The organism is Cellulomonas sp. SLBN-39, assembly GCF_006715865.1.
Taxonomy (GTDB): Bacteria; Actinomycetota; Actinomycetes; order Actinomycetales; family Cellulomonadaceae; genus Cellulomonas.
Map to the genome: position 1 here is coordinate 3884400 of NZ_VFOA01000001.1, position 26380 is coordinate 3910779.

Annotated in this window: 22 protein-coding genes; 4 read left to right on the forward strand and 18 right to left on the reverse strand. The window is 76.1% G+C overall.

The features are described 5' to 3' along the window. Nucleotides 1-27: 27 nt before the first annotated feature. From pgeF to mraZ, 13 genes are all read right to left on the reverse strand, one after another. Nucleotides 28-807: a peptidoglycan editing factor PgeF gene (gene pgeF, locus FBY24_RS17685; RefSeq protein WP_142162582.1), complete on the reverse strand. Its 780-nt coding sequence runs from the start codon at nucleotides 805-807 to the stop codon at nucleotides 28-30. A 43-nt stretch (nucleotides 808-850) separates the two neighbouring features. After that, the gene (gene ftsZ / locus FBY24_RS17690; RefSeq protein ID WP_140460524.1) at nucleotides 851-2116 is read right to left on the reverse strand and encodes a cell division protein FtsZ; all 1266 of its coding nucleotides are present in this window, start codon (nucleotides 2114-2116) and stop codon (nucleotides 851-853) included. A gap of 198 nt (nucleotides 2117-2314) precedes the next feature. Beyond that, nucleotides 2315-3142: a cell division protein FtsQ/DivIB gene (locus FBY24_RS17695; RefSeq protein ID WP_255432473.1), complete on the reverse strand. Its 828-nt coding sequence runs from the start codon at nucleotides 3140-3142 to the stop codon at nucleotides 2315-2317. Between the two features lie 290 nt (nucleotides 3143-3432). Continuing rightward, entirely contained in the window at nucleotides 3433-6204 is a 2772-nt protein-coding gene (gene murC, locus FBY24_RS19825) for a UDP-N-acetylmuramate--L-alanine ligase (protein WP_370511013.1), read from the reverse strand. Beyond that, on the reverse strand, nucleotides 6197-7447 hold the full coding sequence (gene ftsW / locus FBY24_RS17705) for a putative lipid II flippase FtsW (protein ID WP_370511014.1): 1251 nt from the start codon (nucleotides 7445-7447) through the stop codon (nucleotides 6197-6199). The genes murC and ftsW overlap by 8 nt, the downstream gene beginning before the upstream one ends. Next, entirely contained in the window at nucleotides 7444-8907 is a 1464-nt protein-coding gene (gene murD, locus FBY24_RS17710) for a UDP-N-acetylmuramoyl-L-alanine--D-glutamate ligase (RefSeq protein ID WP_142162584.1), read from the reverse strand. Before murD ends, ftsW begins: the two co-directional genes overlap by 4 nt. Beyond that, nucleotides 8907-9956 (reverse strand): phospho-N-acetylmuramoyl-pentapeptide-transferase, encoded by a 1050-nt coding sequence (gene mraY / locus FBY24_RS17715; RefSeq protein ID WP_370511034.1) that lies wholly within the window; start codon nucleotides 9954-9956, stop codon nucleotides 8907-8909. The genes murD and mraY overlap by 1 nt, the downstream gene beginning before the upstream one ends. Nucleotides 9957-9985: 29 nt before the next feature. Continuing rightward, nucleotides 9986-11431, reverse strand: a complete 1446-nt coding sequence (gene murF, locus FBY24_RS17720) for a UDP-N-acetylmuramoyl-tripeptide--D-alanyl-D-alanine ligase (protein WP_142162588.1) — start codon at nucleotides 11429-11431, stop codon at nucleotides 9986-9988. Beyond that, nucleotides 11428-13008, reverse strand: coding sequence for a UDP-N-acetylmuramoyl-L-alanyl-D-glutamate--2,6-diaminopimelate ligase (locus FBY24_RS17725; protein WP_142162590.1), 1581 nt, complete (start codon nucleotides 13006-13008; stop codon nucleotides 11428-11430). Before FBY24_RS17725 ends, murF begins: the two co-directional genes overlap by 4 nt. 23 nt (nucleotides 13009-13031) lie before the next feature. Further along, nucleotides 13032-14735: a penicillin-binding protein 2 gene (locus FBY24_RS17730; RefSeq protein ID WP_255432474.1), complete on the reverse strand. Its 1704-nt coding sequence runs from the start codon at nucleotides 14733-14735 to the stop codon at nucleotides 13032-13034. A 359-nt stretch (nucleotides 14736-15094) separates the two neighbouring features. Beyond that, on the reverse strand, nucleotides 15095-15517 hold the full coding sequence (locus tag FBY24_RS17735; protein WP_140460517.1) for a hypothetical protein: 423 nt from the start codon (nucleotides 15515-15517) through the stop codon (nucleotides 15095-15097). Continuing rightward, nucleotides 15514-16512: a 16S rRNA (cytosine(1402)-N(4))-methyltransferase RsmH gene (gene rsmH / locus FBY24_RS17740; protein WP_142162594.1), complete on the reverse strand. Its 999-nt coding sequence runs from the start codon at nucleotides 16510-16512 to the stop codon at nucleotides 15514-15516. The genes FBY24_RS17735 and rsmH overlap by 4 nt, the downstream gene beginning before the upstream one ends. 171 nt (nucleotides 16513-16683) lie before the next feature. Beyond that, entirely contained in the window at nucleotides 16684-17157 is a 474-nt protein-coding gene (mraZ, locus tag FBY24_RS17745; protein WP_140460516.1) for a division/cell wall cluster transcriptional repressor MraZ, read from the reverse strand. 489 nt (nucleotides 17158-17646) lie between these two features. On the opposite strand from mraZ, the gene FBY24_RS17750 reads away from it, so the two are divergent. From FBY24_RS17750 to FBY24_RS17760, 3 genes are read left to right on the forward strand one after another with little or no spacing between them, the layout of a single operon-like run. Further along, nucleotides 17647-18642 carry a MoxR family ATPase gene (locus FBY24_RS17750; RefSeq protein WP_142162596.1) on the forward strand — a complete coding sequence of 332 codons (996 nt, stop codon included), beginning with the start codon at nucleotides 17647-17649 and terminating at the stop codon, nucleotides 18640-18642. Beyond that, nucleotides 18642-19907 (forward strand): DUF58 domain-containing protein, encoded by a 1266-nt coding sequence (locus FBY24_RS17755; RefSeq protein WP_142162598.1) that lies wholly within the window; start codon nucleotides 18642-18644, stop codon nucleotides 19905-19907. Before FBY24_RS17750 ends, FBY24_RS17755 begins: the two co-directional genes overlap by 1 nt. After that, nucleotides 19904-22282 carry a DUF3488 and transglutaminase-like domain-containing protein gene (locus FBY24_RS17760; RefSeq protein WP_142162600.1) on the forward strand — a complete coding sequence of 793 codons (2379 nt, stop codon included), beginning with the start codon at nucleotides 19904-19906 and terminating at the stop codon, nucleotides 22280-22282. The genes FBY24_RS17755 and FBY24_RS17760 overlap by 4 nt, the downstream gene beginning before the upstream one ends. Here FBY24_RS17760 and FBY24_RS17765 read toward each other — a convergent pair. Genes FBY24_RS17765 through FBY24_RS17775 form a run of 3 tightly spaced genes read right to left on the reverse strand, consistent with a single transcriptional unit; the run spans nucleotide 22227 to nucleotide 23892 of the window. Then, entirely contained in the window at nucleotides 22227-22628 is a 402-nt protein-coding gene (locus tag FBY24_RS17765; protein ID WP_142162602.1) for a DUF3040 domain-containing protein, read from the reverse strand. The genes FBY24_RS17760 and FBY24_RS17765 overlap by 56 nt on opposite strands. A gap of 35 nt (nucleotides 22629-22663) precedes the next feature. Beyond that, complete coding sequence (locus FBY24_RS17770) at nucleotides 22664-23449, reverse strand: hypothetical protein (protein ID WP_142162605.1); 786 nt, start codon at nucleotides 23447-23449, stop codon at nucleotides 22664-22666. Continuing rightward, on the reverse strand, nucleotides 23446-23892 hold the full coding sequence (locus FBY24_RS17775) for an SAV_6107 family HEPN domain-containing protein (RefSeq protein WP_142162607.1): 447 nt from the start codon (nucleotides 23890-23892) through the stop codon (nucleotides 23446-23448). The genes FBY24_RS17770 and FBY24_RS17775 overlap by 4 nt, the downstream gene beginning before the upstream one ends. 187 nt (nucleotides 23893-24079) lie before the next feature. Here FBY24_RS17775 and FBY24_RS17780 point away from each other — a divergent pair, with 187 nt between their 5' ends. After that, a complete protein-coding gene (locus FBY24_RS17780) occupies nucleotides 24080-24913 on the forward strand; it encodes a spermidine synthase (RefSeq protein ID WP_222117262.1) in 834 nt (277 codons plus the stop codon). A 39-nt stretch (nucleotides 24914-24952) separates the two neighbouring features. Here FBY24_RS17780 and FBY24_RS17785 read toward each other — a convergent pair whose 3' ends face one another. Together FBY24_RS17785 and FBY24_RS17790 are read right to left on the reverse strand one after the other, a co-directional pair. Continuing rightward, nucleotides 24953-25156, reverse strand: a complete 204-nt coding sequence (locus FBY24_RS17785; protein WP_140460508.1) for a cold-shock protein — start codon at nucleotides 25154-25156, stop codon at nucleotides 24953-24955. 236 nt (nucleotides 25157-25392) lie between these two features. Further along, entirely contained in the window at nucleotides 25393-26337 is a 945-nt protein-coding gene (locus tag FBY24_RS17790; RefSeq protein ID WP_142162610.1) for a proteasome assembly chaperone family protein, read from the reverse strand. Nucleotides 26338-26380 lie beyond the last annotated feature (43 nt).

Genomic DNA, 26380 nt, shown 5'->3' on the forward strand with positions numbered 1-26380 from the left:
GTGAAACGCGTCGCCGGGGCCGTCCGCTCAGCGCGGGAGCAGCCGGACGACGCCCGCGAGGCGTCCCGTGCGGGCCCCGACCTCCGGGTCGGGCGTGGTCGTGGCGCGCCGGTGGGAGTAGAGGTCGGGATCGGTGAAGGTGTCCCGGTCGTCCTTGTGCAGGATCTGCACACCGCGTGAGCGCAGGACGGCCTCCGCACCGGCACGCAGGTCGACCGCCGGCGTCCCCCACGCCGTCGTCGACGCCGCGGCCGGGACCCGGCGTGCGGCGTCGGCCCGCATCTGCTCGGGCACCTCGTAGGACCGCCCCGCGATGCACGGGCCGAGCGCGGCCACGAGGTGGTCGGGCCGCGCACCGGCGGCGAAGGCCGCGTCGACGGCGGCCTCGACCACACCCGCGAGCAGCCCGGGCCGGCCCGCGTGCACGGCCGCGACGACCCCGGCACCGGCGTCCGCGAGCAGCACGGGGAGGCAGTCCGCGACGTAGACCCCCACCGCGACGCCGGGGGTCGTGGTCACGAGCGCGTCCGCCTCGCCGACGTCCGGGCCGCCGGGCAGGCCGTGCGGCCCGCCGGCGCCACCGACCGTGACGACCCGCGCCCCGTGCACCTGCGTGGCGAAGGTCACGACGGCCCCGACGCGCTCGGCCAGCAGCAGCCGGTTGCGGGCGACGTCGTCGGGGTCGTCGCCCACGGCCGTCCCGAGGTCGAGACCGGCCCACGGGCCGCGGCTGACGCCGCCGCGCCGGTCCGTGAAGCCCGCGAGCACCCCGGGGCCGAGGTCGACCGGCGCGAAGCCGATGCTCACGCCCGCGGCCCGGTGCCGGCTCCGACCCGACCGGCCGGTCGGGTCACTTGAGGAAGTCGGGCACGTCGAGCTCGTCGCGCTCGCGACGCACGGGCTCCTCGGAGAGGATCCGCGGCACCTCGAGAGCGCCGGTCGCGGGCGCCGGCTCGTGGTGGGAGGGCAGGAACGTGGGGACCTCGCGGACCGGCTCCGGCGCGACGGGGCGCAGCGTGCCGACCGGCACGAGGTCCTCGTCCGGCACCTGCACCGGGCGCGGCGACGGCACGGCCGCGATCGCGGGACCGGTCGGCACCGACGGCACCTGCCGCGGCGTGGAGCCGCTCACCTGCCCGAGCGCGCGGGCGTCGCGGCGCTGCACCGGCCCGCCGCCGTCGAAGCCCGCGGCGATCACCGTGACCCGGACCTCGTCGCCCAGGGCGTCGTCGATGACGGCGCCGAAGATGATGTTGGCCTCGGGGTGCGCGGCCTCCTGCACGAGGCGCGCGGCCTCGTTGATCTCGAACAGGCCGAGGTCGGAGCCGCCCTGGATGGACAGCAGCACGCCGTGGGCGCCGTCGATGCTGGCCTCGAGCAGCGGCGAGGAGATCGCCATCTCGGCGGCCTGCACCGCCCGGTCCTCGCCGCGGGCGAAGCCGATGCCCATGAGGGCCGACCCCGCGCCCTGCATCACGGACTTCACGTCGGCGAAGTCGAGGTTGATCAGGCCGGGTGTCGTGATGAGGTCGGTGATGCCCTGGACGCCGGACAGCAGCACCTGGTCGGCCGAGTGGAAGGCGTCCAGGACCGACACCGACCGGTCGGAGATCGACAGCAGGCGGTCGTTGGGGATGACGATGAGGGTGTCGACCTCGGCACGCAGGGCGTCGATGCCCGCGTCGGCCTGGACCGAGCGGCGGCGCCCCTCGAACGTGAACGGGCGCGTGACCACGCCGATCGTCAGCGCGCCGAGCGAGCGGGCCATGCGCGCGACGACGGGGGCCCCGCCGGTGCCGGTGCCGCCGCCCTCCCCCGCGGTGACGAAGACCATGTCGGCGCCGCGCAGGACGTCCTCGATCTCCTCGGCGTGGTCCTCGGCGGCCTTCTTGCCGACCTCGGGGTCGGCGCCGGCGCCGAGGCCGCGCGTGAGCTCGCGGCCGACGTCGAGCTTGACGTCGGCGTCCGACATCAGCAGCGCCTGCGCGTCGGTGTTGATGGCGATGAACTCGACACCCTTGAGGCCGACCTCGATCATGCGGTTGACGGCGTTGACGCCGCCTCCGCCGATGCCGACGACCTTGATGACCGCCAGATAGTTCTGCGGAGCTGCCACGGTGGGTGCCTCTCGTTCGCTCGCGGTGCGGCAACGGGGCCGCGGGGTTGCTCGTCCCGGTGCGCGGGACGTCCTGCGTTCAACCTTCACCCTCTACTTGAGGGTTAGAGTTATGTCAACTGCGTTCGGTGGTGACGCTAGGTGCCGCGTCCCGGTCGATCAACGACCACGCTCCGCGTGTCGCGCGCGCCACGCCGGTCAACGGGTGATCGGCATGCGCGGGGCCGACACGTCGAACACGGTCGCCGACGCCGCCTCCGCCGACGCGCGCAGCGCCTGCAGCACCGCGACCTTCAGGGCCGTCTCGTCCGCGCTCCCCCAGTCGACACGGTCGCCGTCGCGCAGCTGCATCGTGACCGTGTCCTGCGTCCGCGCCGACACGCCCGCCACCTGCGCGAGCAGGTCCTGCGGCAGACCCTCGAGCACCAGCAGCACCGCGTCGAGGGTGCGCTCGTCACCGACCGGCACGTCCACGGCGGGCAGGCCCTCCGGCGGCGCGTCCGCGCGACCGACCTGCACGCCCTCCTCGTCCAGCAGCGCCCACCCGTCGCCGCCGCCCGGCTCGGGCACCGCCGCCACCGGCTCGCGCGAGACCAGCTGGACGGCCAGACCGTGCGGCCACACCCGCATCACCCGCGCCTCGCGCACCCCCGGGACCTCCAGCAGCGCGTCCCGCAGGCCCACGGTGTCCAGGCGCGGCAGGGGCGTCCCGCCGGACGGCTCCACCACGGCGAGCACCTGGTCGACGGCCACCACGGTGCCCGCCCCGGTGACGACGACCTCGTCCGCGTCGAGCGCCAGCACCGGCGAGAGCAGCAGGAGCCACGCCAGCGCGGCGACCGCCACGACCCCGCCCACCACGCCCGCCACCTGACGACGTGCGAGGTTGCGCCGCGCACGGGCCCGTTCGGCGAACCGCTCCTGCGACGTCGTCGACACCACCGCCGGGCGCACCGGCCCGGAGAACCGCGACCCGACGGTGTACGTCGTCACCTGGCGCGTCGCGCCCGTCGTGGGACTCGTCACGTCCCGTCGCTGCGAGGGCACCGGCCCGCCCCGGGCCGACCGGACCCCGGAAGCCGTGGCCCGAGGGCCGGACCCGGGGACCACCGTCGGCGTCGCGCCCGACGGCGTGGCGCGTGCCTGCCGGGCACCCGGGTCCTCGGCGCCCGCCTTCGTGGCGCCGGTCGGTGTCGTACCCGTCGGCTTCGCGGTCGTCGGTGTCGCACCCGTCGACGTGGCGCCCGTCCGCGCGCCACCGGGCCGCGGCGCGGCGGGGCGCGCGGGGCGTCGGGGCGTCGGCGGACGGGCAGGGCTCACGCGCGGCCGACCCCCGCACGCTCCCGGAGCCGGGCCAGCACGACGGCGCCGAGCTCGGTGACGTCACCGGCCCCGACCGTGAGCAGGAGGTCCCCCGGTCGTGCCTGGTCGGCCAGGAGGCGCGCGGCCGCGACCTTGTCCGCGACGAACCGCGCCCGGTCGGGCGTCGGCACGTGCGCGACGACGAGCGCACCGGTCACGCCCGGCTCCGGGTCCTCGCGCGCGGCGTAGATGTCCGTCACCACGACGAGGTCCGCGAGGTCGAAGGCCCGCCCGAACTGCGACGCGAACGTGCGCGTCCGCGAGTACAGGTGCGGCTGGAACAGGGCGAGGACCCGACCGCCGCCGACGACCTGGCGCGCGGCGCGCAGCAGCGCCGCGACCTCCGTCGGGTGGTGCGCGTAGTCGTCGACCACGCGCACGCCCCCGACCGTGCCGCGGTCCTCGAACCGGCGGCCCGTGCCGACGAACCCGTCGAGGCCGCGCGCGGCCGTCTCGGGCGCGGCACCCAGCCGGCGCAGCGCGCACCAGGCGGCCGCGGCGTTGAGGGCGTTGTGCGCCCCGGGCACCCGCAGCCGCAGCCGCACAGGGCGCTCGCCGCGGGGCGTGACCTCGACCTCCCAGCGCTCGTCCTGCGTCGGGCGCGGCTCCGAGACCCGCACGTCCGCATCGGCCGACCGTCCGTACGTCACCACGACGACGTCGCGGGACGCGAGGTCGTCGTGCACCGCAGCGACGAGCCGGCGCGCACCGTCGTCGTCGGCGCAGGCCACGAGCATGCCGCCCGGCCGGATCCGGGCCGCGAACGCCACGAACGCGTCCTCGAACGCCTCGCGCGTGCCGTAGTGGTCCAGGTGGTCGGGCTCGACGTTCGTCACGACCGCCACCAGCGGCGCGTACGCCAGGAAGGATCCGTCGGACTCGTCGGCCTCCGCGACGAACGGACCCGCCCCGTGCCGGCTGCCGCCGAGCGTGCCGGACGCCGAGCGCACCACACCGCCGATCGCGAACGACGGGTCGGCACCGACCTCGACGAGCGCGGTGGCGATCATCGCCGACGTCGTCGTCTTACCGTGGGCGCCCGCGACCGCGACCGCGTCGCGGTCCGCCATGAGGGCCGCGAGCGCCTGCGACCGGTGCAGGACCCGCACGCCGCGCTCGCGCGCCCGGGCGAGCTCCGGGTTCGTCTCGCGCACGGCGGAGGACACGACGAGCGTGTCGACCCCGTCGACGAGCCCGGCCTCGTGCCCGACGTGCACCCGCACCCCGGCGGCGCGCAGCCCCGCGAGCGCGGGGCCGTCGTGCGCGTCGGACCCGCTGACCTGCAGCCCGCGGGCGGCGAGGAGCGGCGCGATCGCCGACATGCCGGCCCCGCCCACGCCGACGAGGTGCACGCGGCGTCCGAGGTCGGCCAGGGTCGTCGTGGGCTCCGGCACGAGGGGTGCCGCGGGTGCGGGCTCCGGCCCGTCGTCGGTCGGGTCGTCCGGCACGTCCTGCGTCCACCCTTCGTCGTCCCACGCGTCGTCGTCCGGCGGCGCGAGCATCGGCAGCGCGACCGTCGCGGGCGACAGCGCCGCCGGGCGGTGCGGCACGGCCGAGCCCGTGACGGAGCGGGCCGGGGCCGCGCCCGTGGGCAGCAGCGCCTCGACGAGCCGCACCACCCGGTCCGCGCCGTCGCGCACGCCGGCACCCGCGGCCGCCCGTGCCATCGCCGCGCGCACGTGGTGCGCGTCGGTGTGCCCGGCGCCGCCGAGCAGCGGCACCACGTGGCTGCGCACCCAGGCGGGTGTGAACTCCTCGTCGTCCACGAGCACCCCGCCGCCGGCGTCGACCACGGACGCCGCGTTGAGGCGCTGCTCGCCGTTGCCGATGGGCAGCGGCACGTACACCGCGGGGATGCCGAGGGCCGCGAGCTCGCAGACCGTCCCGGCGCCCGAGCGGGCGACCACGACGTCCGCGACCGCGAGGGCCTGCTCCATCGACGTGAGGTACTCGCGCACGTGGTAGCGGTCGGCGCCGGCGACACCGCGCAGCGCGGCGCGGACGTCGTCGGCCTTGCCGGTGCCGGTCAGGTGCAGCACCTGGACGCCGCTGCCCAGGAGCGCGGCGGCGGCGCCGACGACGGCCCGGTTGACGTTCACGGCGCCGAGCGACCCGCCGGTGACCAGGAGCGTCGTGGTCGACGGGTCGAGCCCGAGGGCGTGCGCGGCCCGGACGCGGGTGCCCCAGGGGTCGGCGGCGCGCTCCGCGGCCAGGCGCTCGATCGACGCGCGCAGCGGCATGCCCGTCACCTGCGCACCGGGCAGGGCGGTGCCGGGGAACGTCACGGCGACCGCGTCGGCCCAGCGTGCGCCGAGGCGGTTGGCGATGCCGGGCCGGGCGTTCTGCTCCTGCACGACGATGGGGATCCCGCGCCGGTGCGCGGCGAGGTAGGCGGGCGTCGAGACGTACCCGCCGAAGCCCACGACCACCTGCGCCCCGTGGCGGCTGATCGCGTCGGACGCCGCGTCGACGGCGTCCTTGAGCCGGCCCGGCAGCCGCAGCAGGTCGAGCGTGGGCCGTCGCGGCAGCGGGACGCGCGGGACGACCTCGAGCGTGTACCCGTGCTCGGGCACGAGCCGCGACTCGAGGCCCTCGGCGGTGCCGAGCACGGCGACGACGGCGTCGGGGTGCCGGGCGCGCAGGGCGTCGGCCACCGAGAGGAGGGGGTTGACGTGCCCGGCGGTGCCGCCGCCGGCGAGCAGCACGGACACGCGCGGCTCAGCCACGGGTCCGCCCGATCACGGCGAGGGAGCGGCGCACGACGCCGGCGCGGGCCGCGAGCGCCTCGGGTGCCCCGGGCTCGCTGCGGGCGAACGAGATCACCACGCCGAGCGCGGCCATCGTCATGATGAGCGCGGACCCGCCCGCGGACACCAGCGGCAGGGGCACGCCGATCACGGGGGCCAGGCCGATGACGACGGCGATGTTGATGAGGGCCTGCCCGATGATCCACGTGCAGATCGCGGCCGTGGTGATCTTGACGAACGGGTCCTCGTGCCGCCGGACGACGCGGATCATCGCCGCCGCCAGCAGCGCGAACAGCGCGAGCACCAGGAGGGTGCCCACCAGGCCGAGCTCCTCCCCGAGGATCGCGAAGATGAAGTCGTTGTGCGCCGCGGGCAGGTACGACCACTTCTCGCGGCTCTCGCCGAGGCCGAGGCCGCCGAACCCGCCGGTGGCCAGCCCCCAGCCGCCGTGCAGCGTCTGGTAGCACTCGTTGGTGACGTCGCAGCTGCCGGACAGCCACGAGGAGATGCGCGTCATGCGGTTGTCGCTGCCGATCGTGAGGAACGCGACGCCGACCCCGGCGAGGACCGCCGCGGCGCCGAAGATGCGCAGGGGGACCCCCGCGACGAACATCGCGCCGGCCACGAGCAGGACCATGACCATGGCGGTCCCGAGGTCGTGGCCGAGCAGGACGGTGCCGATGGCCACGCCCGCGACCGGCACCGCGGGCACCACGGCGTGCTGCCACTCGTGCAGCAGCGGGAGCTTGCGGGCCAGGACGACGCCGAGCCACAGCGCGAGCGCGAGCTTGACGGCCTCGGACGGCTGCGCGGTGAACCCGCCGATGCGGACCCAGTTCATGTTCCCGCCCTCGCCCATGCCGAGGCCGGGGACGAACACGAGCATCTGGAACGCGACCGCGACGGCAAGGGCCGGCCAGGCGACGGCCTTGTACAGCCGCACCGGCAGCCGCGAGGCCACGAGCAGCACAGGCAGGCCGATGAGCGCGTACTGCGCCTGGTTGAGGAAGACGGCGTAGGGCGAGTCCCCCGCCGCGAGCGACTCCACGCTCGACGACGAGAGCACGAACACCAGCCCCACGACGACGAGCAGCGTCGTCGTGGAGGCCATCACGTAGTAGGACGTGACGACGGAGTTCCACGCGCCGAGCAGCCGCGAGCGCTCGGCCCAGCGGCCCCGGGGCCCGTCGGTGGCCGGGGTGCGCACGGCCGTGGCGGTCACGACGTCCCCTGCGCGGCACGCACGGCGGCCGCGAACGCGTCGCCGCGGTGGGCGTACGAGGTGAACTGGTCCATCGAGGCGCAGGCCGGGGCGAGCAGCACGGTGACGGGCGCACCGGTGGGCGCCGCGCCCTCGGGCACGCCGGCGGCGAGCCGGCGCGCCGCCTCCACCGCGCGGGTCATCACCGCCCCAGTGTCACCGCCGTCGACCTCGACGACGGTCACGTCGGGCGCGTGTCGGGCCAGGGCGTCGCGCAGCGGCGCCCTGTCGACGCCGATGAGCACGACGCCGCGCAGCCGGTCACGGCGGGTGCGGACCAGCTCGTCGAAGGTCGCGCCCTTGGCCAGGCCCCCGGCGACCCAGACGACCGAGCGCTCGCCGAACGCGGCGAGCGACGCGGCGGCCGCGTGGGCGTTCGTGGCCTTGGAGTCGTCGACGTACGCGACGTCGTCGACGCGGCCGACGGTGACGATGCGGTGCGCGCCGGGCGCGAACGCGCGCAGACCGTCGCGCACGTGCGCAGGCTCGACGCCGTGGGCCAGCGCGAGCGCGGCGGCGGCGAGCGCGTCCTGCACGACGTGCGGGGGCACCTGCCCGTCGGGGCCGGCGAGGCGGGCGAGGTCGTCGAGGGTGCCGAGCTCGGCGGCGTGGGTGTGCCGCAGGCGGGCGAAGCCACGGTCCACGAGCACGTCCTCGACGACGCCGACCTGCCCGACGCCGGGCGAGCCGAGCGTGAAGCCGACCGCGACGGCCCCGTCGACGACGTCGGCCTCGCGCACGAGCGCCTCGGTGCGCGGGTCGGCGGCGTTGTACACGCACGCCACCTGGGCGTGCTCGTAGATGCGCCCCTTGTCCGCCGCGTAGGCGTCGAGCGACCCGTGCCAGTCCAGGTGGTCGGCCGCGACGTTGAGCACGGCGGCGGCCTGGGCCGACATCGACGTCGTGTGGTGCAGCTGGAACGACGAGAGCTCGACGGCGAGCACGTCGAGCGACGGGTCGACCGCGGCCTGCACGACGGGCGTGCCGACGTTGCCGACGGCGAGCGTGTGCCGGCCCGCGGCCCGCAGGATCGACTCGAGCATGCCCACGGTCGTGGTCTTGCCGTTGGTGCCGGTCACGGCGAGCCAGGGGGCCGGGCCGGACCCGTCGGTGCGCGGCGCGCGCAGGCGCCACGCGAGCTCGACCTCGCTCCACACGGGCACGCCCCGGGCGCGCGCGGCGGCGAGCACCTCGTGGTGGGGCGGCAGCCCCGGTGAGGCGACGACGAGCTCGGCGCCCCGCAGGTCGGGGCCGAGGGCCGCGAGGTCGTGGGCGTGCGCGTCGTCGGCACGGTCGTCGAACGTCACGACCGCCGCTCCGCGGTCGGTGAGCGCCTGCGCGGCGGCGCGCCCGCTGATCCCCAGCCCGGCGACGAGGACCGCACGGCCCTCGAGCGCGACGGGCGACGTCGGCGCGCCCACTACTGCGCCACCCACTCGGCGTAGAAGATCCCGACGCCGAGCGCGACGAACAGCCCGGCGATGATCCAGAACCGGATGACGATCGTGACCTCGCCCCACCCCGAGAGCTCGAAGTGGTGGTGCAGCGGCGCCATCTTGAACACGCGCTTGCCGGTCATCTTGAAGAAGCCGATCTGGATGACGTCGGAGAGCACGATGAGCACGAACATCCCGCCGATGATCGCTGCGAGGATCTCGGTCCGCGTGAGGATCGACAGGCCCGCGAGGGCGCCGCCGAGCGCGAGGGAGCCTGTGTCGCCCATGAAGATCTTGGCCGGGCTGGCGTTCCACCACAGGAACCCGAACAGGGCCCCGGTGATGGCCGCCGCCACGACGGCCAGGTCCAACGGGTCACGGGTCTCGTAGCACCGCGGGCCGGCGGTGGTCACGGACTGGCACCACTGGTTGAACTGCCAGACGCCGACGATGACGTAGGCGCCGAAGACCACGAGCGAGACGCCCGTGGCCAGCCCGTCGAGGCCGTCGGTGAGGTTCACGCCGTTGGACCACGCCGTGATGAGGAAGTTCGCCCACACCACGAAGAGGATCAGCCCGACCGTCGCGCCCGCGAAGGCCAGGTCGAGGTCGGTGTCGCGGATGAACGAGATCCGTGTCGAGGCGGGCGTGCGGAACTGGTCGTTGGGGAACTGCAGCGCCAGCACGGAGAACGTGATGCCGACGAGCCCCTGCCCGACGATCTTGGCCCGGGCGCTGAGCCCGAGGCTGCGCTGCCGGGAGATCTTGATGAAGTCGTCGAGGAACCCGACGACACCCAGGCCGGTCATGAGGAACAGCGCGAGCACGGCCGACGCGCTCGGCGGGGTCCGGGTGATGAGCAGCGCGGCGGCCCAGCCCAGCAGGGTCGCGCCGATGATGACGACGCCGCCCATGGTGGGGGTGCCACGCTTGGTGAAGTGCGCGGTCGGCCCGTCCTGCCGGATGAACTGCCCGTACTGGCGGTGCACGAGGAACCGGATGAACAGCGGCGTGCCGAGGAGCGCGACGATCATGGACGCGCCGCCGGCGAGCAGGACGGCGATCACGCGTCGCCCTCCACGAGGACGTCGCCGAGGCGCCACAGTCCCGCGCCGTACGAGGACTTGACCAGGACGACGTCGCCCGGGCGCAGCTCGTCGCGCAGGAACGCCTCGGCCGCCGCGACGTCGTCGGCCAGCACGACCTCGTCGCCCCACGAGCCCTCGTGGTTCGCACCGTCGCGGATCGCACGCGCGCCCTCGCCGACGACGACCGTGAGGCCGACGTTGAGGCGGACGACGAGCCGGCCGATCGCGTCGTGCGCGGTGCGGGCGTCGTCGCCGAGCTCGAGCATCTCGCCGAGCACCGCGACGGATCGACGGTCGCGCCCGGCGAGCACGGCCAGCGCCTTCAGCGCGGCGCGCATCGAGTCGGGGTTCGCGTTGTACGAGTCGTCGATCACGGTGATGCCGTCGGGGCGGTCGACGACGTGCATGCGGTGCGGGCTGAGCGCGTCGGCGGCCGTGAGGCCCTCGGCGACCGTGCCCAGCGGCAGGCCCACGGCCAGCGCCGTCGCGGCCGCGGCGAGCGCGTTGTGCACGTGGTGCTCGCCGACGAGCCGCAGCGCCACCGGGACGTCCTGCACCGGGCCGTCGACGGGTGCGTGGCGCAGCGTGAAGGACGCGCGTCCGGCCCGGTCGAGCGTGACGTCGACGGCGCGCACGTGGGCGCCCTCCGACTGGCCGAAGAGCACGACCTCGCCCGGGGCGAGGGCGGCCATCGCCCGCACGCGCAGGTCGTCGGCGTTGAGCACGGCGACGCCGTCGGGCAGCAGGCCCTGGACGATCTCGGACTTCGCGCGGGCGACCGCCTCGATCCCGCCGAACCCGCCCAGGTGCGCCTGGCCCACGACCAGCACGGTCGAGACGTCCGGCGGGGCGATCCGGGTCAGGTACGTCAGGTGGCCGGGACCGCTCGCCCCCATCTCGAGGACCAGGAAGCGGGTCTGCTCGTCGGCGCGCAGCACCGTCAGGGGCAGCCCGATCTCGTTGTTGAAGGACCGCACCGGCGCGACCGTGGGGCCGACGGCGCCGCACACCTGCGCGAGCAGGTCCTTGGTCGTCGTCTTGCCGACCGAGCCGGTGACGCCCACGACGCGCAGACCGCTGCCGCCCGGGGCGGTCGCCGCCTCGCGCAGGCGCACGAGCACCGCGGCCGCCAGGTCGCCGAGCGCGACCTCGACGTCCGGCACGACGACCACGGGCAGGTCGGTGCCGTCGGCGCCCGTCAGGGGGCGCGCCGCGAGCACGAGGGCCGCACCGGCAGCCACCGCGACGGGCGCGAAGTCGTGCCCGTCGACGTGCTCGCCGGGCAGGGCCACGAACAGCCCGCCGGGCTCGACCTCGCGCGAGTCCGTGACGACCGCACCGGCCACGACCGTGCGGGGGTCGACCGCGGACAGGGCTCCGCCCGTCGCGGCCGCGATCTCGGCCGCCGTGAGCGCGATCACGCGTGCGGCCCCTGGCGCTCGGCGCGGGCGGCGAGGAGCACGTCGCGGTCGTTGTACCGGTGGAACACCCCGGCGATCTCCTGGGTGGGCTCGTGCCCCTTGCCGGTGATGATGATCGTGTCCTCGTCGGTGGTCAGGCGCAGGGCGTCGGCGATCGCCTGCGCGCGGCTGGTGGCCTCGTGCACGTCGGCCATGTCGGGCCGCACGGACCGTACCCCGTCGAGGATCGCCGCGCGGACGGTTGCGGGGTCCTCCGAACGGGGGTTCTCGTCGGTCACGACGAGCACGTCGGCCAGCCGGGCCGCGATCTCGCCCATCATCGGGCGCTTGCCGCGGTCGCGGTCGCCGTCGGAGCCGAACACGATCACCAGCCGGCCGGGCGTGATGGGGCGCACGGCCTCCAGCGCGAGCACGAGCGCGTCGGGGGTGTGCGCGTAGTCGACCAGGCACAGCGGGAAGCCGTCGCCGCGCTCGACGACGCGCTCCATACGTCCGGGGATCTGGTGCGCCCGCCCCACGGCGGCGGCCGCGGCGTCCAGCGGCACGCCCGCGGCGTGCGCGAGGACCACGGCCAGGGCCGCGTTGGACACGTTCACCAGGCCGGGCAGCGGGCTCGCGGCCTCGTGGCGTGCGCCGTCCGGGCCCCGCAGCACGAACCGGGAGCCGACGCCGTCGAGGCCGACGTCCGCCTCGACCACGGCCCAGTCCGCGTCCTGCGCCTCGGGCGACCCGGCGTGCGTCGCGACGGTCTCGACGGGGATCTGGGCCTCGCGCGCCAGCCGCCGGCCCCACTCGTCGTCCACGACGACGACGCCGCGCGCCGCCTGCCCGGGCGCGAACAGCCGCGCCTTGTCGCGGAAGTAGCCCTCCATGTCGCCGTGGAAGTCCAGGTGGTCGCGCTGGAGGTTGGTGAAGCCCACGACGTCGAACCGCAGGCCCCCGACGCGGCCCAGCGCGAGCGCGTGCGAGGACACCTCGGTGGTCAGCGCACCGGCGCCGCGCTCGACGGCCAGCGCCAGCAGCGACTGCAGGACGGGCGCCTCGACGGTCGTGCGGGGGCTCTCGACGGCGTCGTCGCCGATCCGCAGCTCGACGGTGCCGAGCACCGCGGTGCTCTCGTGGACGGCCCGCAGCGCCGCGTCGACGAAGTACGTCGTGGTCGTCTTGCCGTTGGTCCCGGTCACACCGACCGTGACGAGGTGGCGCGCCGGGTCGCCGTGCAGCCAGGCCGCGACCGGGCCGGCCAGGGCCCGCACGTCGTCGCCGACGAGCACCACGGCACCGGGGACGCCGGTGCGCACGAGGTCGGCGCCCTCGGCGTCCGTGAGCACCGCGACGGCGCCCCGCGCGAGCGCGTCCGCGGCGAACCGGGCGCCGTGCACCTTCAGCCCGGGGACCGCCACGAACAGGTCGCCCGGCGCGGTGTCCGCGCTGGCCATGCTCACGCCGGTCAGGACGAGGTCGGAGGTCAGCGGCTCGCCGCCCGCGGCCGGACGCACGTCCAGGTCACGGACGAGGTCGGCGACCCGTCGGGCCGGCAGGTGCTCGGGGCGCAGCCGGCCCAGGGGGGACGTCATGGGGACGAATCTACCCCGGTCGGTCACTCCCACGTCGTCGGGTAGAGGGTCGGGGTGCTGCCCGACGGGGCCACGCCGAGCTGCTGGAGCGCGTACCCGGTGACCGAGCTGAACACCGGCGCGGCGACCGTGCCGCCGAAGATCGAGGACGACGGGTCGTGCAGGACGACGGCCGTGACGACCTGCGGGTCGTCCACGGGGGCCACGCCGATGAAGGACGCGGTGAACCCCGACGGGTTGAACTTCTGGGCCGTGCCCGTCTTGCCGGCGACGCGGTACCCCGCGATCGCGGCCGCGGACCCGGTGCCCTCGTCGACGGCGCTCTCCATCATCGACAGGACGGTGGCGGCGGTCTCCTCCGAGACCACACGGGTCCGCTCCGCGTCGTCGGCGGGGGTGTAGGTCCCGTCCTCGTCGGTCCATCCCGCGATGAGGTGCGGCTGGACGCGCACGCCGCCGTTGGCGATCGTGGCGAACACGCTGGCGGCCTGGACCGCGTTGACCGAGACGGCCTGGCCGAACAGCACCGCGTACTCGTCGCGGCCCTGCCAGTCGTCCGCGTCGTGCAGGATGCCCGGCGACTCCCCCGGCATCTCGATGCCGGTGCGCTCGCCGAACCCGAACGCGGACAGGTAGTGGTGACGCTGGTCCTTGGTGAGCCGCTGGCCGATCAGGATCGTCCCGACGTTCGAGGACTCGGCGAAGATCCCGGTGGTCGTGAGCTGCTCGACCGGGTGGTCGTGGGAGTCCTTGATGGTCTCGCCCTGCGGCGTCGTCCAGCGGTCGGCCACGGAGAACGGGTCCGTGGGGCCGACCAGTCCCTCCTCGACGGCCGCGGCCATGGTGATGACCTTGCTCGTCGAGCCCGGTTCGAAGACCTCGGTGATGGCCTTGGAGATCGTGCCGGCGTTCTGGCTGCCCGGGTCGTTGGGGTCGATCGCGGTGGAGTCGGCGAGCGCGAGCACCGCGCCCGTCGCCGGGTCCATGACCACGATCGCACCGCCCGAGGCGCCGGTCGCGGCGACCTGCGCGCGCAGCTCCTCCTCGGCCTTCCACTGCAGGTCCGCGTCGATCGTCAGGCGCACGTCGTCGCCCTGGCGGGCCGGCGTGTCCTCGCTGTACCCGCCGGGGATCGCCTGGCCCAGCCGCCCGCTCTCGTAGCTCTCCGTGCCGGAGACGCCCTGCAGGCGCGAGTCGAGGGCGAACTCCAGGCCCTGCAGCCCGGTGCCGGTGGAGTTGACGAAGCCGAGCACGTTGCCCGCGACCGTGCCCTTGGGGTAGATCCGGTCGGCGGTCTTGTCGACCATCACGCCGTCGATCCGCAGGGCGCGGATCTCCCGGGCCACGGCCGGCAGGACGCTCTTCTTGACGTACACGAAGGTGCGGTCCCCGACGAGGTCGCCGCCCAGCTCGGCGGCGTTCATGTCGAGCAGGGGCGCCAGTCGTGCGGCGACGCCCGCGGCACCGTCCTCGCCGTCGCCGCCACGCGCCCGGTACTCGGCGATCGTCTTCTGGTTCACCGCGATGTCGTACCGCTCCACCGACGTGGCGAGCACCACGCCCTGGGCGTCCGTGATCTGGCCACGCGCACCCAGCACGCCGACCGTGAGCATGCGCTTCTCGCGGGCGGTCGCGGCGATCTCCGGTCCGTTGACCACCTGGACGTACACGAGGCGGCCGGCGAACGTGAGGAACGTCAGCGCCAGCACGACCACGAGGGCGACCACGCGGCCGCCGGCGGCGACGGTCGCGGGACGCCGGTCGGGCGGCCGACGACCGGCCGGAGGACGCCGCCCTCCGCCGGGCGGACGGCCGCCCGGGCCCGGGGCCCGGGTCCGGCCGGAGGGTGCCGGGGTGCGGGTGGGCGTGCGCGGGCCGCGCGGGGCGGCGCCTCGCGCGGTGGTGGGTCGCGCGGCGGTCGGTCCCGCCGTGGTCGACGAGGTCGGTGCGCGACGGGGCGCCTGCGGGGCGGGTCGGGGCGCACGCCCGGTCGCGGCCGTCCGCGTGCGCTCCTCCACCCGGCCCACGGTGCCACCCCGGCGGGCCTGGCCGGCGGCGGCGCGCGGGCGCGGCGACGCCGGGCCGGTCATCCGCCCGCCGGCGCGGGCGAGCCCTGCACGCTCCCGTCGGCGAGCCGCAGCCACCCGGTGCCGTTGGCCTCGACCATCCCGAGCTCGCGCGCGGCCGCGGCGAGGCGGTCCGGCGACGAGCGCTGGTCGAGCTCGGCGACGAGGTCCTTGCGGTCCTGCTCGAGGCGGCCCATGTCGTTGGACAGCTCGTACCGCTCGAACGCGATCGACGCCATCGACGTGTTGAGCAGGAGCGCGCTGAGCAGCGCCCCGCCGAGGATCGCGATGCAGGTGAGCACGAACGGCACCCGCGAGCGGGCGAGCCCGGGGGCGCGCACCACCTTCAGGCGCGGGCGCGGTGCCCGCGCCGGTGCGGCCGGGGCCGGGTAGGCGCGCGCGGTGCTCGCGCGCACGTCGTCGGTCTGGCGCAGCGCGCTCATGCGGCCCTCCGGGTCGTTCGCAGGTGGTCGGGCGTGGGTCGGGTGCGCTCGGCGGCCCGCAGGCGCACGGACTGCGAGCGGGGGTTGCGCGCGAGCTCGGCCTCGTCGGCCTCCTCGGCACCCCGCGTCAGCAGGCGCAGGTACGGGGTGTGGGTCTCGGGCTCCACGGGCAGGTCGGGCGGTGCGCTCGAGGTCGCGCCGGCGGCCAGGGCGCGCTTGACCAGGCGGTCCTCGAGCGACTGGTACGCCTCGACGACGATCCGTCCGCCGACGGCGAGCGCCTCGACCGACGCGGGCAGCGCCCGCTCGAGCGCGGCCAGCTCGCCGTTGACCTCGATCCGCAGCGCCTGGAAGGTGCGCTTGGCGGGGTGCCCGCCGGTCTTGCGGGTCGCCGCCGGGATGCACGCGCGGACGAGGTCGACGAGCTCGCCCGTGCGCCGCCACGGGTCGGCGGCCCGACGGCGCACGACCTCGCGGGCGATGCGCGGGGCGAACCGCTCCTCGCCGTAGACCCGTAGCACGCGGGCGATGTCGCGCTCGTCGTAGGTGTTGAGCACGTCGGCGGCGGTCGGGCCGCGCGTGGGGTCCATCCGCATGTCGAGCGGGGCGTCCTGGGCGTAGGCGAACCCGCGCTCCGCCTCGTCGAGCTGCAGGGAGGAGACGCCGAGGTCCATCAGCACGCCCTGCACCGACGCGATGCCGAGGTCGTCGAGGACGTCCCGGATCTCGTCGTACACCGCGTGCACACCAGTGAAGCGGTCGCCGAAGACGGCCAGGCGCCGGCTCGCGAGCGCGAGGGCCTGCGGGTCACGGTCGATCCCGACGACGCGCACGTCCTCGAACGCGCGCAGCACGCCCTCGGTGTGGCCGCCCATGCCGAGCGTGGAGTCCACCATCACGGCACCGGGCGCGGCGAGCGCGGGGGCGAGCAGGTCGAGGCAGCGCTGGAGCAGGACGGGCGTGTGGCGGCCTGCCGCGTCGTCGTGCTGCTCCACCTGCGCCCCTCCCTCCTGCGTCGTGCGCCGGTCCGGCGCCTGCTGGTCCTCGTCGTGCTCGTCGTGCTCGTCGTGCGTCCCGGCCGTCCGGCCTGATCCCCCACCGACCCTCTGGCACCGGGGAAGTGCGCCAGAACGGACGGGGGGAGGTCGGGGCGGACGGGCGGGTGGTCAGAACGGGCCGTCGGGGAAGATCTCCTCGGTCGTGCCGGCGTAGCCGGCCTCCTGCTCGGCCAGGTAGGACTCCCAGGCGGGCAGGTCCCAGATCTCGACGCGGGTGCCGGTGCCGATGACGGCCACGTCCCGGTCGAGGCCGGCGTAGCGCCGCAGCAGCGGGGGGACCGTGATGCGCCCCTGCTTGTCCGGCACCTCGTCGCTCGCGCCCGAGAGGAACACCCGCAGGTAGTCCCGCGCCTGCTTGCTCGTCACGGGTGCGGTGCGCAGCCGGTCGTGCATGCGTCCGAACTCGTCCATCGGCAGCAGGAACAGGCAGCGCTCCTGGCCGCGCGTCATGACCAGCCCCGGTGCGAGCTGCGGGCGGAACTTGGCCGGGAGGATGAGCCGGCCCTTGTCGTCCAGGCGCGGTGTGTACGTCCCGAGGAACGGCGCGGACGAGCCGAAGGCGCCGGACTGCTCATGGCTCACCCCGCTCCTTCCTCGGGCCCCCTGACGGACCCCGTGCGCACGCGCCCCGGACCCGCGGGAGGGAGCTGAGGACCCCTCCGTCGCGCCCTGGCGGGCCCGTCCGGCGGAGCTCGCGGAGCGGCCCTCTCGACGGCCCGCTCCCACGCCCTTCCACGTGCCTCCACGGTACTCCACTTCCCTCCACATCCGCCGATCGGGAAACCGAAGTTCACCCGTTCTTGCAGCGTCGGTCCAGGTCAGAGCGGTGGAGTGAAGTGGAGGGGCCTTCGCGTCACAGCGCGTCACACCCCCGTGTCAGGAGGGGGCATAACAGGCCGTACGGGGGTGCGCCGGGAGGAACCGGGCACGCCTGCAGGAGGTTCGGTGAGGACGTCGTGAGCACTTCTCACCCGCCCCGCCCGGCGGTGGGGCGAAGTGGAGGAGCGGAGATCGCCGTGGCGGGGCGCGTCCTTGCGTACGCTCAGGGACAGTCGTCGGAGGAGTCGCACCATGCAGGCACTGCCGTCCCCCGACGAGCTCGACGAGCTCGTCTCCACCACCGTGCGCCTGCGCACCTCGATCGAGCAGGTGATCACCGGACGCCCCGCGCTGGTCCGCGTCGCGCTCGCCGTGCTGCTCGCCGAGGGCCACCTGCTGCTGGAGGACGTGCCCGGCGTCGGCAAGACGACCCTCGCCAAGGCGATCGCCCGCAGCATCGACGCCCCCGTGGGCAGGATCCAGTTCACGCCGGACCTGCTGCCGAGCGACCTGACGGGGGTGAACATCTTCCGCGCGCAGACGCACGAGTTCGAGTTCCGCCCCGGGCCCGTCTTCGCGCACGTCGTCATCGGCGACGAGATCAACCGGGCCTCGCCCAAGACGCAGTCGGCGCTGCTGGAGTGCATGCAGGAGGCGCAGGCCACCGTCGACGGCCGCACCTACCCCCTGCCGCGCCCCTTCCTCGTCGTCGCGACCCAGAACCCCGTCGAGATGGAGGGCACGTACCCGCTGCCCGAGGCGCAGCGGGACCGCTTCATGGCGCGCCTGACCGTCGGCTACCCGAGCGTCGAGTCCGAGCTGGAGATGCTCGAGCAGCAGGAGAGCTCCGACCCGCTCGACCGCGTGCGCCCCGTCACCGACGCCCCGCACGTCGCGCGCCTCATCGCGACGACCCGGCGCCTGTACGCCGCGCCCACCGTCAAGCGGTACGTGGTCGACCTCGTCGGCGCGACGCGCGAGGACCCCGGGCTGCGCCTGGGCGCCTCGCCCCGCGCGGCCATCCAGCTGCTGCGCGCCGCCAAGGCCCTCGCCGCCATGGACGGCCGCGACCACGTGCTGCCCGACGACGTGCAGGAGCTCGCCGTCGCCGTCCTCGCGCACCGCCTGCTGCCCAGCACCGAGACCCGCCTGTCGGGGCGCACCACGCAGGACGTCGTCACCGACGTCGTCGCCCGGGTGCCCCTCCCCCGCGCCGAGCAGCCCCGCCCCCGGCGGGCGCTCGGCTGATGAGCCTGCGCCCGACGCCGCGCGGCTGGGCCCTGCTGGCCGGCGCGGTCGTCACGTTCCAGCTCGGCGTGTGGCTCGGGTCGATCGACCTGGTCCGCATCGGCCTGCTGCTCACGGCCCTCGTGGTCACCGCCCTCCTCGTGGCGCTGCTGCGCGACCCCGCGCGCGGGCGGCGGCGCCTCGACGTCGTCCGCTCCGTCGCGCCGAACCCCGTGCACGCCGGCGAGGAGACGCAGGTCCGTGTGGAGGTGGTCGCGTCCGACGGCGCCGGTCGGGCCCGTCTCGCCGGGCTCCGGCTCGCCGAGCAGGCCGCGGTCGAGCTGTCCGGGGGGCGCCCGCTGCGCGCCCGCGTCGCGCGCACCCCCGACCGGGTGACGGTCCGCTACCCCGTGCGGGCCGCGCAGCGCGGACGGTGGCCGCTCGGGCCGCTCGTCGTCACGCGCACGGACGTCTTCGGCGTCGTGCGCGCACGTTCCACGCTCGGCGGCGAGTCCGAGGTCGCCGTCTGGCCCGCCGTCAGCGCGCTGCCCGCGCCGGCTGACGTGCTCGTCGGCGAGCCGGACCGGGTCGCGCTCGGCGCGCGCACCCCCTCGACCGACGACGCCAACCTGCGGGACTACCGGGAGGGCGACGACCTGCGCCGTGTGCACTGGCGCAGCTCCGCCCGACGCGGCGCCCTGCTGGTGCGGTCCGACGAGCGGGCCGGCCTGCGGCCGGTGTCCGTGCTCGTCGACCTGCCCGTGCGCAGCAGCGCCGCCGAGTGGACCGTCTCGATGGCCGCGTCGATGGCGCTGGCGATGCTCGACGGCGGGCACCGCGTCCGGCTCGTCGGGTCCGCCGTCGGCGCCCGCCCCCAGGACGGCCTCCGGGGCGGCGCGACACCGTTCCTGCACGCGACCGCCGGCACGGGGGCCCGCGCCGGGCTGCTCGACCTCACCGTCGACCTCGAGGCGCCCCGCACCCAGCAGGAGGCCGACGCCCGGCTGCTGGACGCCGCGCACCTGCTCGACACCAGCGACGCCGCCGGGCAGATCGTGCTCGCCGTCCTGGGCCCGGCGTCGCACGCGGCCCGTGGCGCGCTGGCCCACATCGGTGACGCCACGCAGGGCTGGGCCCTCGTGCGCGGCGACGCACGCGGGCTCGACGCGAACGAGGCGCACCACACCGCGCAGGCCCTGCGCCGCGCCGGGTGGCGGGTCGCCGCCGCCGAGGCGGGCGAGGACCCGGTCGCCTGCTGGCTGCGCCTGCTCGGGGCGGGGCGATGAACGCCGCCGCCGGCCCCGAGCGCGGGCTGCGCGCCGTCGCGGGCACCGTGCTGTGCGTCGCGGCCACCTGGGCGAGCCTGCTCGCCCTGGGCGGGCTCGTCGAGGGCAGCCGCTGGTACACGGTCGCGTGCACCGCGGTGCTCGTCGTCGCGACGTCCACCGCTCTCGCGCGAGCCGTGTCCCGCACGTGGTGGCTGCCCACGCTGGTGGGCGGCCTGGTCGCCGCTGTCGGCCTCGTGCTGCGCTACGGCTCCCCGCCCGGACGCCCGCAGTTCGTGCCCGACCTCGACGCGGTCGCCCGCGCGTGGGACGTCGCCCGCGAGGGGGTGCGGGTCGTCAACGACTCGTACGTGCCGATGCCCGACGTGCGGCCGGGCGAGATGCTCCTCGTCCTCGGCGCGGTCGGCGTGGTGCTGCTCGTCGACGCGGCCGTGCTGGCCGTGCGCGTCCCGGCGCTGGCCGGCGTCGCGCTGCTCGCGCTGTGGGTGCCGGCGGTCCTGCTCGGGTTCCCCGCGGGCGCGCTGCCCCTGGCGCTGACCGGCCTGGCGTACCTCGCCCTCCTCGCGTTCGGCGCGGCGCCGCAGCACGCCCGGGCCGGTCGCACCCGCCGCGCCGGGGCGGCCGCCGGCGCCGGTGCCGCGCTCGTCGCCCTCGCCCTCGTCGCCGGCCCGCCCCTGATGAGCGTGCCGGGCTGGGCGTCGATGGCCCTGCCGCGGTTCGGCGAGGGGCCCGTGGGCCCCCTCGAGCTGAGCAGCGAGCTCGACCTGCGCGACAGCCTCGGCCAGCGCTCGTCGCAGGTCGTGCTGCGCTACACCGTCACCGCGTCCGAGGACGAGGCCGCCGGCACCGCGGACGAGGGCTCCGTCAGCCTCAGCACCCCCGCCTCGGGGGACCCCGTCGCGAACGCGCGCCTCGTAGGCCCCCTGCGGGCGTTCACGCTCACGACCTTCGACGGCCGGACCTGGGAGCGGACCGAGACGGACGACCTCGCCGGCTGGGACCCCGCCGGCCTCCTCGCCTCCGACCCCGCCCTGCGGGGCCTGCCGCCCGACCCCGCCGCGGGGACGCTCGCCACCGTCGAGGTGCAGGTCGGCGCGCTGAGCGAGCAGCGGCTGCCCGTGACGACCTTCCCGCGCACGCTCGACGCCGCCGAGGACTGGCAGTACGACGCCGTGCGCGACGAGGTCGTGTCCGACGACCCCACCCGTGACGGCGAGCGCTACTCGATGGTCGTGCAGGTGCCCGACCTGACGGCCGACCAGCTGCGGGCCGCGGTGCCGGGCTCCCCGCCGCAGGCCGAGCTCTACACGGCCGTTCCTGCCACGACGAACGCCGACGACGTCGCCCGCACCGCGCGCGAGGTCACCGCCGAGGCGACGACGCCGTACGAGCAGGCGCTCGCGCTGCAGACCTGGTTCCGCTCGGCGACCAACTTCGTGTACGACACCCGGGTCCCGCCGGCCCGTTCGCAGGACGCCGTGTGGGACTTCCTGCAGACCCGGCGCGGGTACTGCGTGCAGTTCTCGACGGCGATGACGATGATGGCCCGGAGCCTGGACATCCCGGCCCGGGTCGCCGTGGGCTTCCTGCCCGGCGAAGCCGACGACGAGGGTGGCTACGTCGTCACCGGCCGTCTCGCGCACGCCTGGCCCGAGCTGTACTTCGACGGCCTCGGATGGGTGCGGTTCGAGCCGACCCCCGCGTCGCAGACCGGCCCGCCGCCCGTGTGGGCGAACCCGTTCACGGGGGCGACCGCCCCGGCGAGCGTGCCCGACGAGGTGGACCGTGACCAGGCGGCCCCGGTGCCGAGCGCGTCGAGCACGGCACCGGTGGCCGGCGGCCCGTCGGGCTCCGGTGAGGACGTGTCCTGGCTGGTGGTCGCGCTCGGGACGGGAGTCGGGCTGGTGCTGCTGGCCGCCGCGGCCGGCACCGGCGTGCTGATCGCGCGGCGGGCACGCGTGCAGTCCTACCTCACGCCGGAGCGGGCGTGGGCGACGCTGCGTCGGCGGCTCGCCCGACGCGGGATCACCTGGTCGGACGCGACCACCGCCCGCACGGCGGCCCTGCGGCTGGAGGACGAGATCGGGCGGCGCGCGTCGGACGTCACCGCCGCCGACGCCGCACGGGCGGCGTTGGCGTCGCTGCTCGCCGCGGTGGAGTCGCAGCGCTACGCGCCGCACGGCCCTGCGCGCGGGGCCCACGGCGTCGCGAGCCCCGGGACAGGTCAGCGGTCCGCCACCCGCGAGACGAGCCAGGCCGGGGGTACCGACGAGCTCGCCGGCTGGGTCGAGACGATCCGCCTGGCGTGCAGCCGACCGGTCAGCGACCGCCCTCGTGCCGACGCCGGTCCCAGCGCTCCTCCAGCCGGGCCATGAACCCGGGGCGGCGAGCGGCGGACGGGCGAGCCGTCCGGACCGACCCGTCGGGCTGCACCGTCCCCGTGGGCCCAGAGCGACCGGCGGAGCGTGGCGCGGCGAACGCGTAGGCGACCGCGGCGAACATCACGACGAAGCCGATGGCTCCCAGCCACGGCCTCGTGGTCGCCGCGCCGACGACCAGCAGCAGCAGGCCGACGGCGACACCGGCGCCGGCCACGACGAACCGCGTCACGGGGCGGCGACCGCCCCGATGGGTGAGCGTGTTCGCGAGCCGAGGGTCGTCGGAGGCCAGCTGGCGCTCCATCTGCTCCAGCACGCGCTGCTCGTACTCGGAGAGTGGCATCCCGACCCCCGTCAACTCCTGTGGACTGTTGGCGTTCAGGATAGATCGGCGCACGGGATGGTGGTAGTCGAGCGTCCTTCTCGTCCCGCCGCGGAGCGGGTGGAACTGCGGCGGGCCACGTCCCGGCCGCCGTCGGGCCCCGCCGGCTCCCCGTGGGGTGCCGGCGGCGACGCCGGGCGCACCGGGCGGGGGTCGCGGCCCAGCGCGAGGTCGTGCAGCCGGCGCCCCCCGGGCGCCCCCAGCCGACGCTGCAGGTCCGCCAGCGGCGCGTCGGCGACGTCCCCCACCGTGAGGTACCCGGCGGCCGCCAGCGGGCCGAGCACGCGCGCCGGCACGCCCGGCAGGTCCGCGAGCAGCCGGGGGCGCAGGAAGTCGGCCCCCGCGGACCGCGGCACGAGCACCACGCCGTCGGGAGCCGCCTCGACCGACGCGAGCTCGGCGACGCACTTGGACGCCGCGACACCGATCCCGCAGGTGAGCCCGGCGCGCAGCCGCAACCGCTCGCGGACCACCCCCGCGATCCACGTGGGCCGACCCAGGCGGTGCCGGGCGCCCGAGACGTCGAGGAACGCACCGCCGTCCCCGGTCGGCTCGACGAGGGCCGTGACGTCGAGCAGCACCCGCCGCACGACGTCCGCGACGTCAGCCCCACTGCCGTCACCCACCCGCACCGTCCGCACGTGCAGGACGTGGCAGCCGTTCTCGTCCCGCGGGCCGAGGCCGCGAGAACGCCCGCCGGACCAGGACGCGAGGCGGGTGGTCGCGGTGGGGGTGGTGGTCGCCGCGGCGGACGGCGCCCGGCGCGTGACGAGGGCGGTCATCCCGCCGCCCTCCGGCCGGCACCGACGGCGGGGCCGACGCCGGGCGCGCACCCCAGCGCGGCACGCACCGCGTCGACGAAGTCCTCCGCGGCGCACAGGGTCCGCTCCGCACGCTCGGCCGACACCGCGTCGAACCGGCCCGCGTCGACCGCCGACCGCAGGCCCGCCGACGCGGCGAAGTACGCCGTCTGCGAGGCGAGCTCGGGCGCGACGACGTCGAGCATGCCCCACACGGTGCGCGGCGCACCACGGCGCGACGGCCGGCCGCGCTCCGCGACGAGCGCCGCACCCGCGCGCAGGGCCGCCAGGTGCGCGTGCCCGAACGTCTCCCACGGCTCGCCCGAGAACTGGGCGGCCAGCAGCTCGGCGTCGGCACGTGCCAGCTGCTCCGCGGTCCGGGGCCCGAGCCCTCGCTCCCGCAGCACGACCGCCTCGACCACCATCACGCCACCTCCACCCTCCGTACCGCCCGGACCACCATGGTCGAACACCTGTTCGAACCCGTCAACCCCGGGCCCGCACCACGAGGCCCCGCAGGTTCCGTACCGTGTGCCGGTGCCCTCCCGCCGACGCGCCCCATCGTCACGCCGACCACCCACACCCGCGGCGCCGCCGTGGCCGCAGGGGCCGGTGGAGGTCGCGACCGGCACGGCGGAGGTCGTCGTCGACCCCGCGCGGCCCCGGTCGGCGACGCTGCTGGTCAACGGCGTGCCGAGCTCCTACGTCGACCTCGACGACCCGGGGCGGCTCGACTTCGAGTACATGCAGCAGATGGCGGCGGTGGTCGACGCGCTCGTCGACCAGGACGACGCCGGCGCGACGGCGGCACCGGGCCCGGACGTGGTGCACCTCGGCGCGGGTGCGTGCGCGCTCGCGCGCGCCGTCGGGCACCGGCACCCCGCGGCCCGGCAGGTGGCGGTCGAGCTCGACGGGCGCCTGGCCGAGCTGGTGCGGGCCTGGTTCGCGCTCCCCCGCGCGCCCCGGCTGCGGATCCGCGAGGGCGACGCCCGCACCGTGCTGGCGGGCATGCGGACCGCGAGCGCCGACGTCGTGGTGCGGGACGTGTTCGCCGGCGACCGCACGCCGGAGCACGTCACGACGGCGGGCTTCGTGGCGGACGTGGCCCGGGTGCTGCGTCCGGGCGGGGTGTACCTGGCCAACTGCGCCGACCGCCCCCCGCTGGCGCTGGCACGCGCGGAGGCCGCGACAGTCGCCACCGCGTTTGCGCACGTCGCGCTCGTGGCCGAGCCGGCGCAGCTGCGCGGGCGCCGCTACGGCAACATCGTGCTCGTCGGCACCGACGACCCCGGGCTCCTCGACGACGCGGGCCTGGCCCGGACGCTGCGCACGCTGCCCGTGCCCGCACGGATGCTGACGGGCGCCGAGCTCGCGGCCTTCGTCGCGGACGCCCCCGTGCGCGAGGACCCCGCCGACCCGCCGACGGCCGGGGCGTCAGAGACCTGACGTCCCGGCCGACGGCCGGCGCCGCTCAGGACGCGCCGCTCAGAGCGGACGCACCTGCTCCGCCTGGGGACCCTTCGGGCCCTGACCCACCTCGAACTCGACGCGCTGCCCCTCGTCGAGGCTGCGGTAGCCCTGCGCGTCGATCGCCGAGTAGTGCACGAAGACGTCGGGACCGCCGCCGTCCTGCGCGATGAAGCCGAAGCCCTTCTCGGCGTTGAACCACTTGACCGAGCCCTGTGCCATGTCCGTCCCTCGCTCGCCGCGACCGGGCACCTCGCCCGGCCGTCGTCGCTGCGCCGAGGCACGCCGGGGATGCGGGTCTGCCCCGCCCACCGCCCACGACGCGCGTGCCGACGGCACGCGCCGCGCCGCTGCGACGCCCGGAATCCTCGCACGGGAACGTGATCTGCGCCACGGCTGGTGGACCGGTGTCCCGGACCGGCGTCCGGGACACCGGTCCCGCGGCGGCGCGGACCGCGTCAGGAGCCGGGCGCCCCGCCGTCGTCGTCGGCCTGCTCGGCGAGGAAGCGCTCGAGCTCGGCGCCGATCTCGTCGGCCGTGGGCAGGTCCGTCGCACTGGCCAGGAGGCTGGTGCGACCGGCGCTGCGGGTGAACGCGTCGTACTGCTCCTCGAGCGCCTGGACCACGGCCGCGACCTCGCTCGACCCCGTCACCTGCCGCTCCACCTCCAGCAGCGTCTCCTGCGCGGCCGGCTCGAGCGCCGCCAGCCGCAGGTCCAGGCCCGTCGCGCGCTCGACCTGCCGCAGGCCCTCCAGGCCGGCCGCGGGGTACTGCGACTGCGCGAGGTAGTGCGGCACGTGCACCGCGAAGCCGATCGCGTCGTGCCCCTCCTCGCCGAGCCGCAGCTCGAGCAGGGCGGCCGCGCTCGCCGGGACCTGCACGGTGCCGAAGAACGACGTGTGGTCGGCCACGAGCTCGGCCCGCGTGGCGTGCGCGGTGACCGACGTCGGCCGCGTGTGCGGCACACCCATGGGCACCCCGTGCAGCCCGACGACGAGCGGCACGTCGAAGCGCTCGACGAGCTGGCGCACCGCCGCGACCCAGCGCTCCCACTGCACGTCCGGCTCGGCGCCGTGCAGCAGCAGGAACGGCGTGCCGTCGCCGTCCTCGAGCAGGTCGACGGCCAGCTCCGGCGCCTCGTAGTCCGTCCACCGCGTCGAGTCGAACGTGATGGTCGGGCGCCGGGAGCGGTAGTCCACCAGCTGGTCGACGTCGAACGTCGCCAGGCGCTGCGACGGGGACGTGCCCACCAGGTGCTCGACCGCCACCTGCCCGGCACCGCCCGCGTCGACGAACCCGCGCACGGCGTGCACGAGCACAGGTCCGGGACCGCCGGCGGCCCGCGCGCTCACGCGCTCGGCCACACCTGCGTCCACGTCGTAGAGGCTGCGAGGATCCAGCATGTCGCTCCGTTCGCCGTCGTCGTGCTCGCTGCAACGCGGCGGA

Coding starts and splice junctions, on each gene's coding strand:
- mraY (WP_370511034.1), bottom strand. CDS start 9,956: ATGATCGTCGCGCTCCTCGGCACGCCGCTGTTCATCCGGTTCCTCGTG.
- FBY24_RS17725 (WP_142162590.1), bottom strand. CDS start 13,008: ATGACGTCCCCCCTGGGCCGGCTGCGCCCCGAGCACCTGCCGGCCCGA.
- FBY24_RS17735 (WP_140460517.1), bottom strand. CDS start 15,517: ATGAGCGCGCTGCGCCAGACCGACGACGTGCGCGCGAGCACCGCGCGC.
- FBY24_RS17750 (WP_142162596.1), top strand. CDS start 17,647: ATGCAGGCACTGCCGTCCCCCGACGAGCTCGACGAGCTCGTCTCCACC.
- FBY24_RS17755 (WP_142162598.1), top strand. CDS start 18,642: ATGAGCCTGCGCCCGACGCCGCGCGGCTGGGCCCTGCTGGCCGGCGCG.
- FBY24_RS17760 (WP_142162600.1), top strand. CDS start 19,904: ATGAACGCCGCCGCCGGCCCCGAGCGCGGGCTGCGCGCCGTCGCGGGC.
- FBY24_RS17765 (WP_142162602.1), bottom strand. CDS start 22,628: ATGCCACTCTCCGAGTACGAGCAGCGCGTGCTGGAGCAGATGGAGCGC.
- FBY24_RS17770 (WP_142162605.1), bottom strand. CDS start 23,449: ATGACCGCCCTCGTCACGCGCCGGGCGCCGTCCGCCGCGGCGACCACC.
- FBY24_RS17775 (WP_142162607.1), bottom strand. CDS start 23,892: ATGGTGGTCGAGGCGGTCGTGCTGCGGGAGCGAGGGCTCGGGCCCCGG.
- FBY24_RS17785 (WP_140460508.1), bottom strand. CDS start 25,156: ATGGCACAGGGCTCGGTCAAGTGGTTCAACGCCGAGAAGGGCTTCGGC.
- FBY24_RS17790 (WP_142162610.1), bottom strand. CDS start 26,337: ATGCTGGATCCTCGCAGCCTCTACGACGTGGACGCAGGTGTGGCCGAG.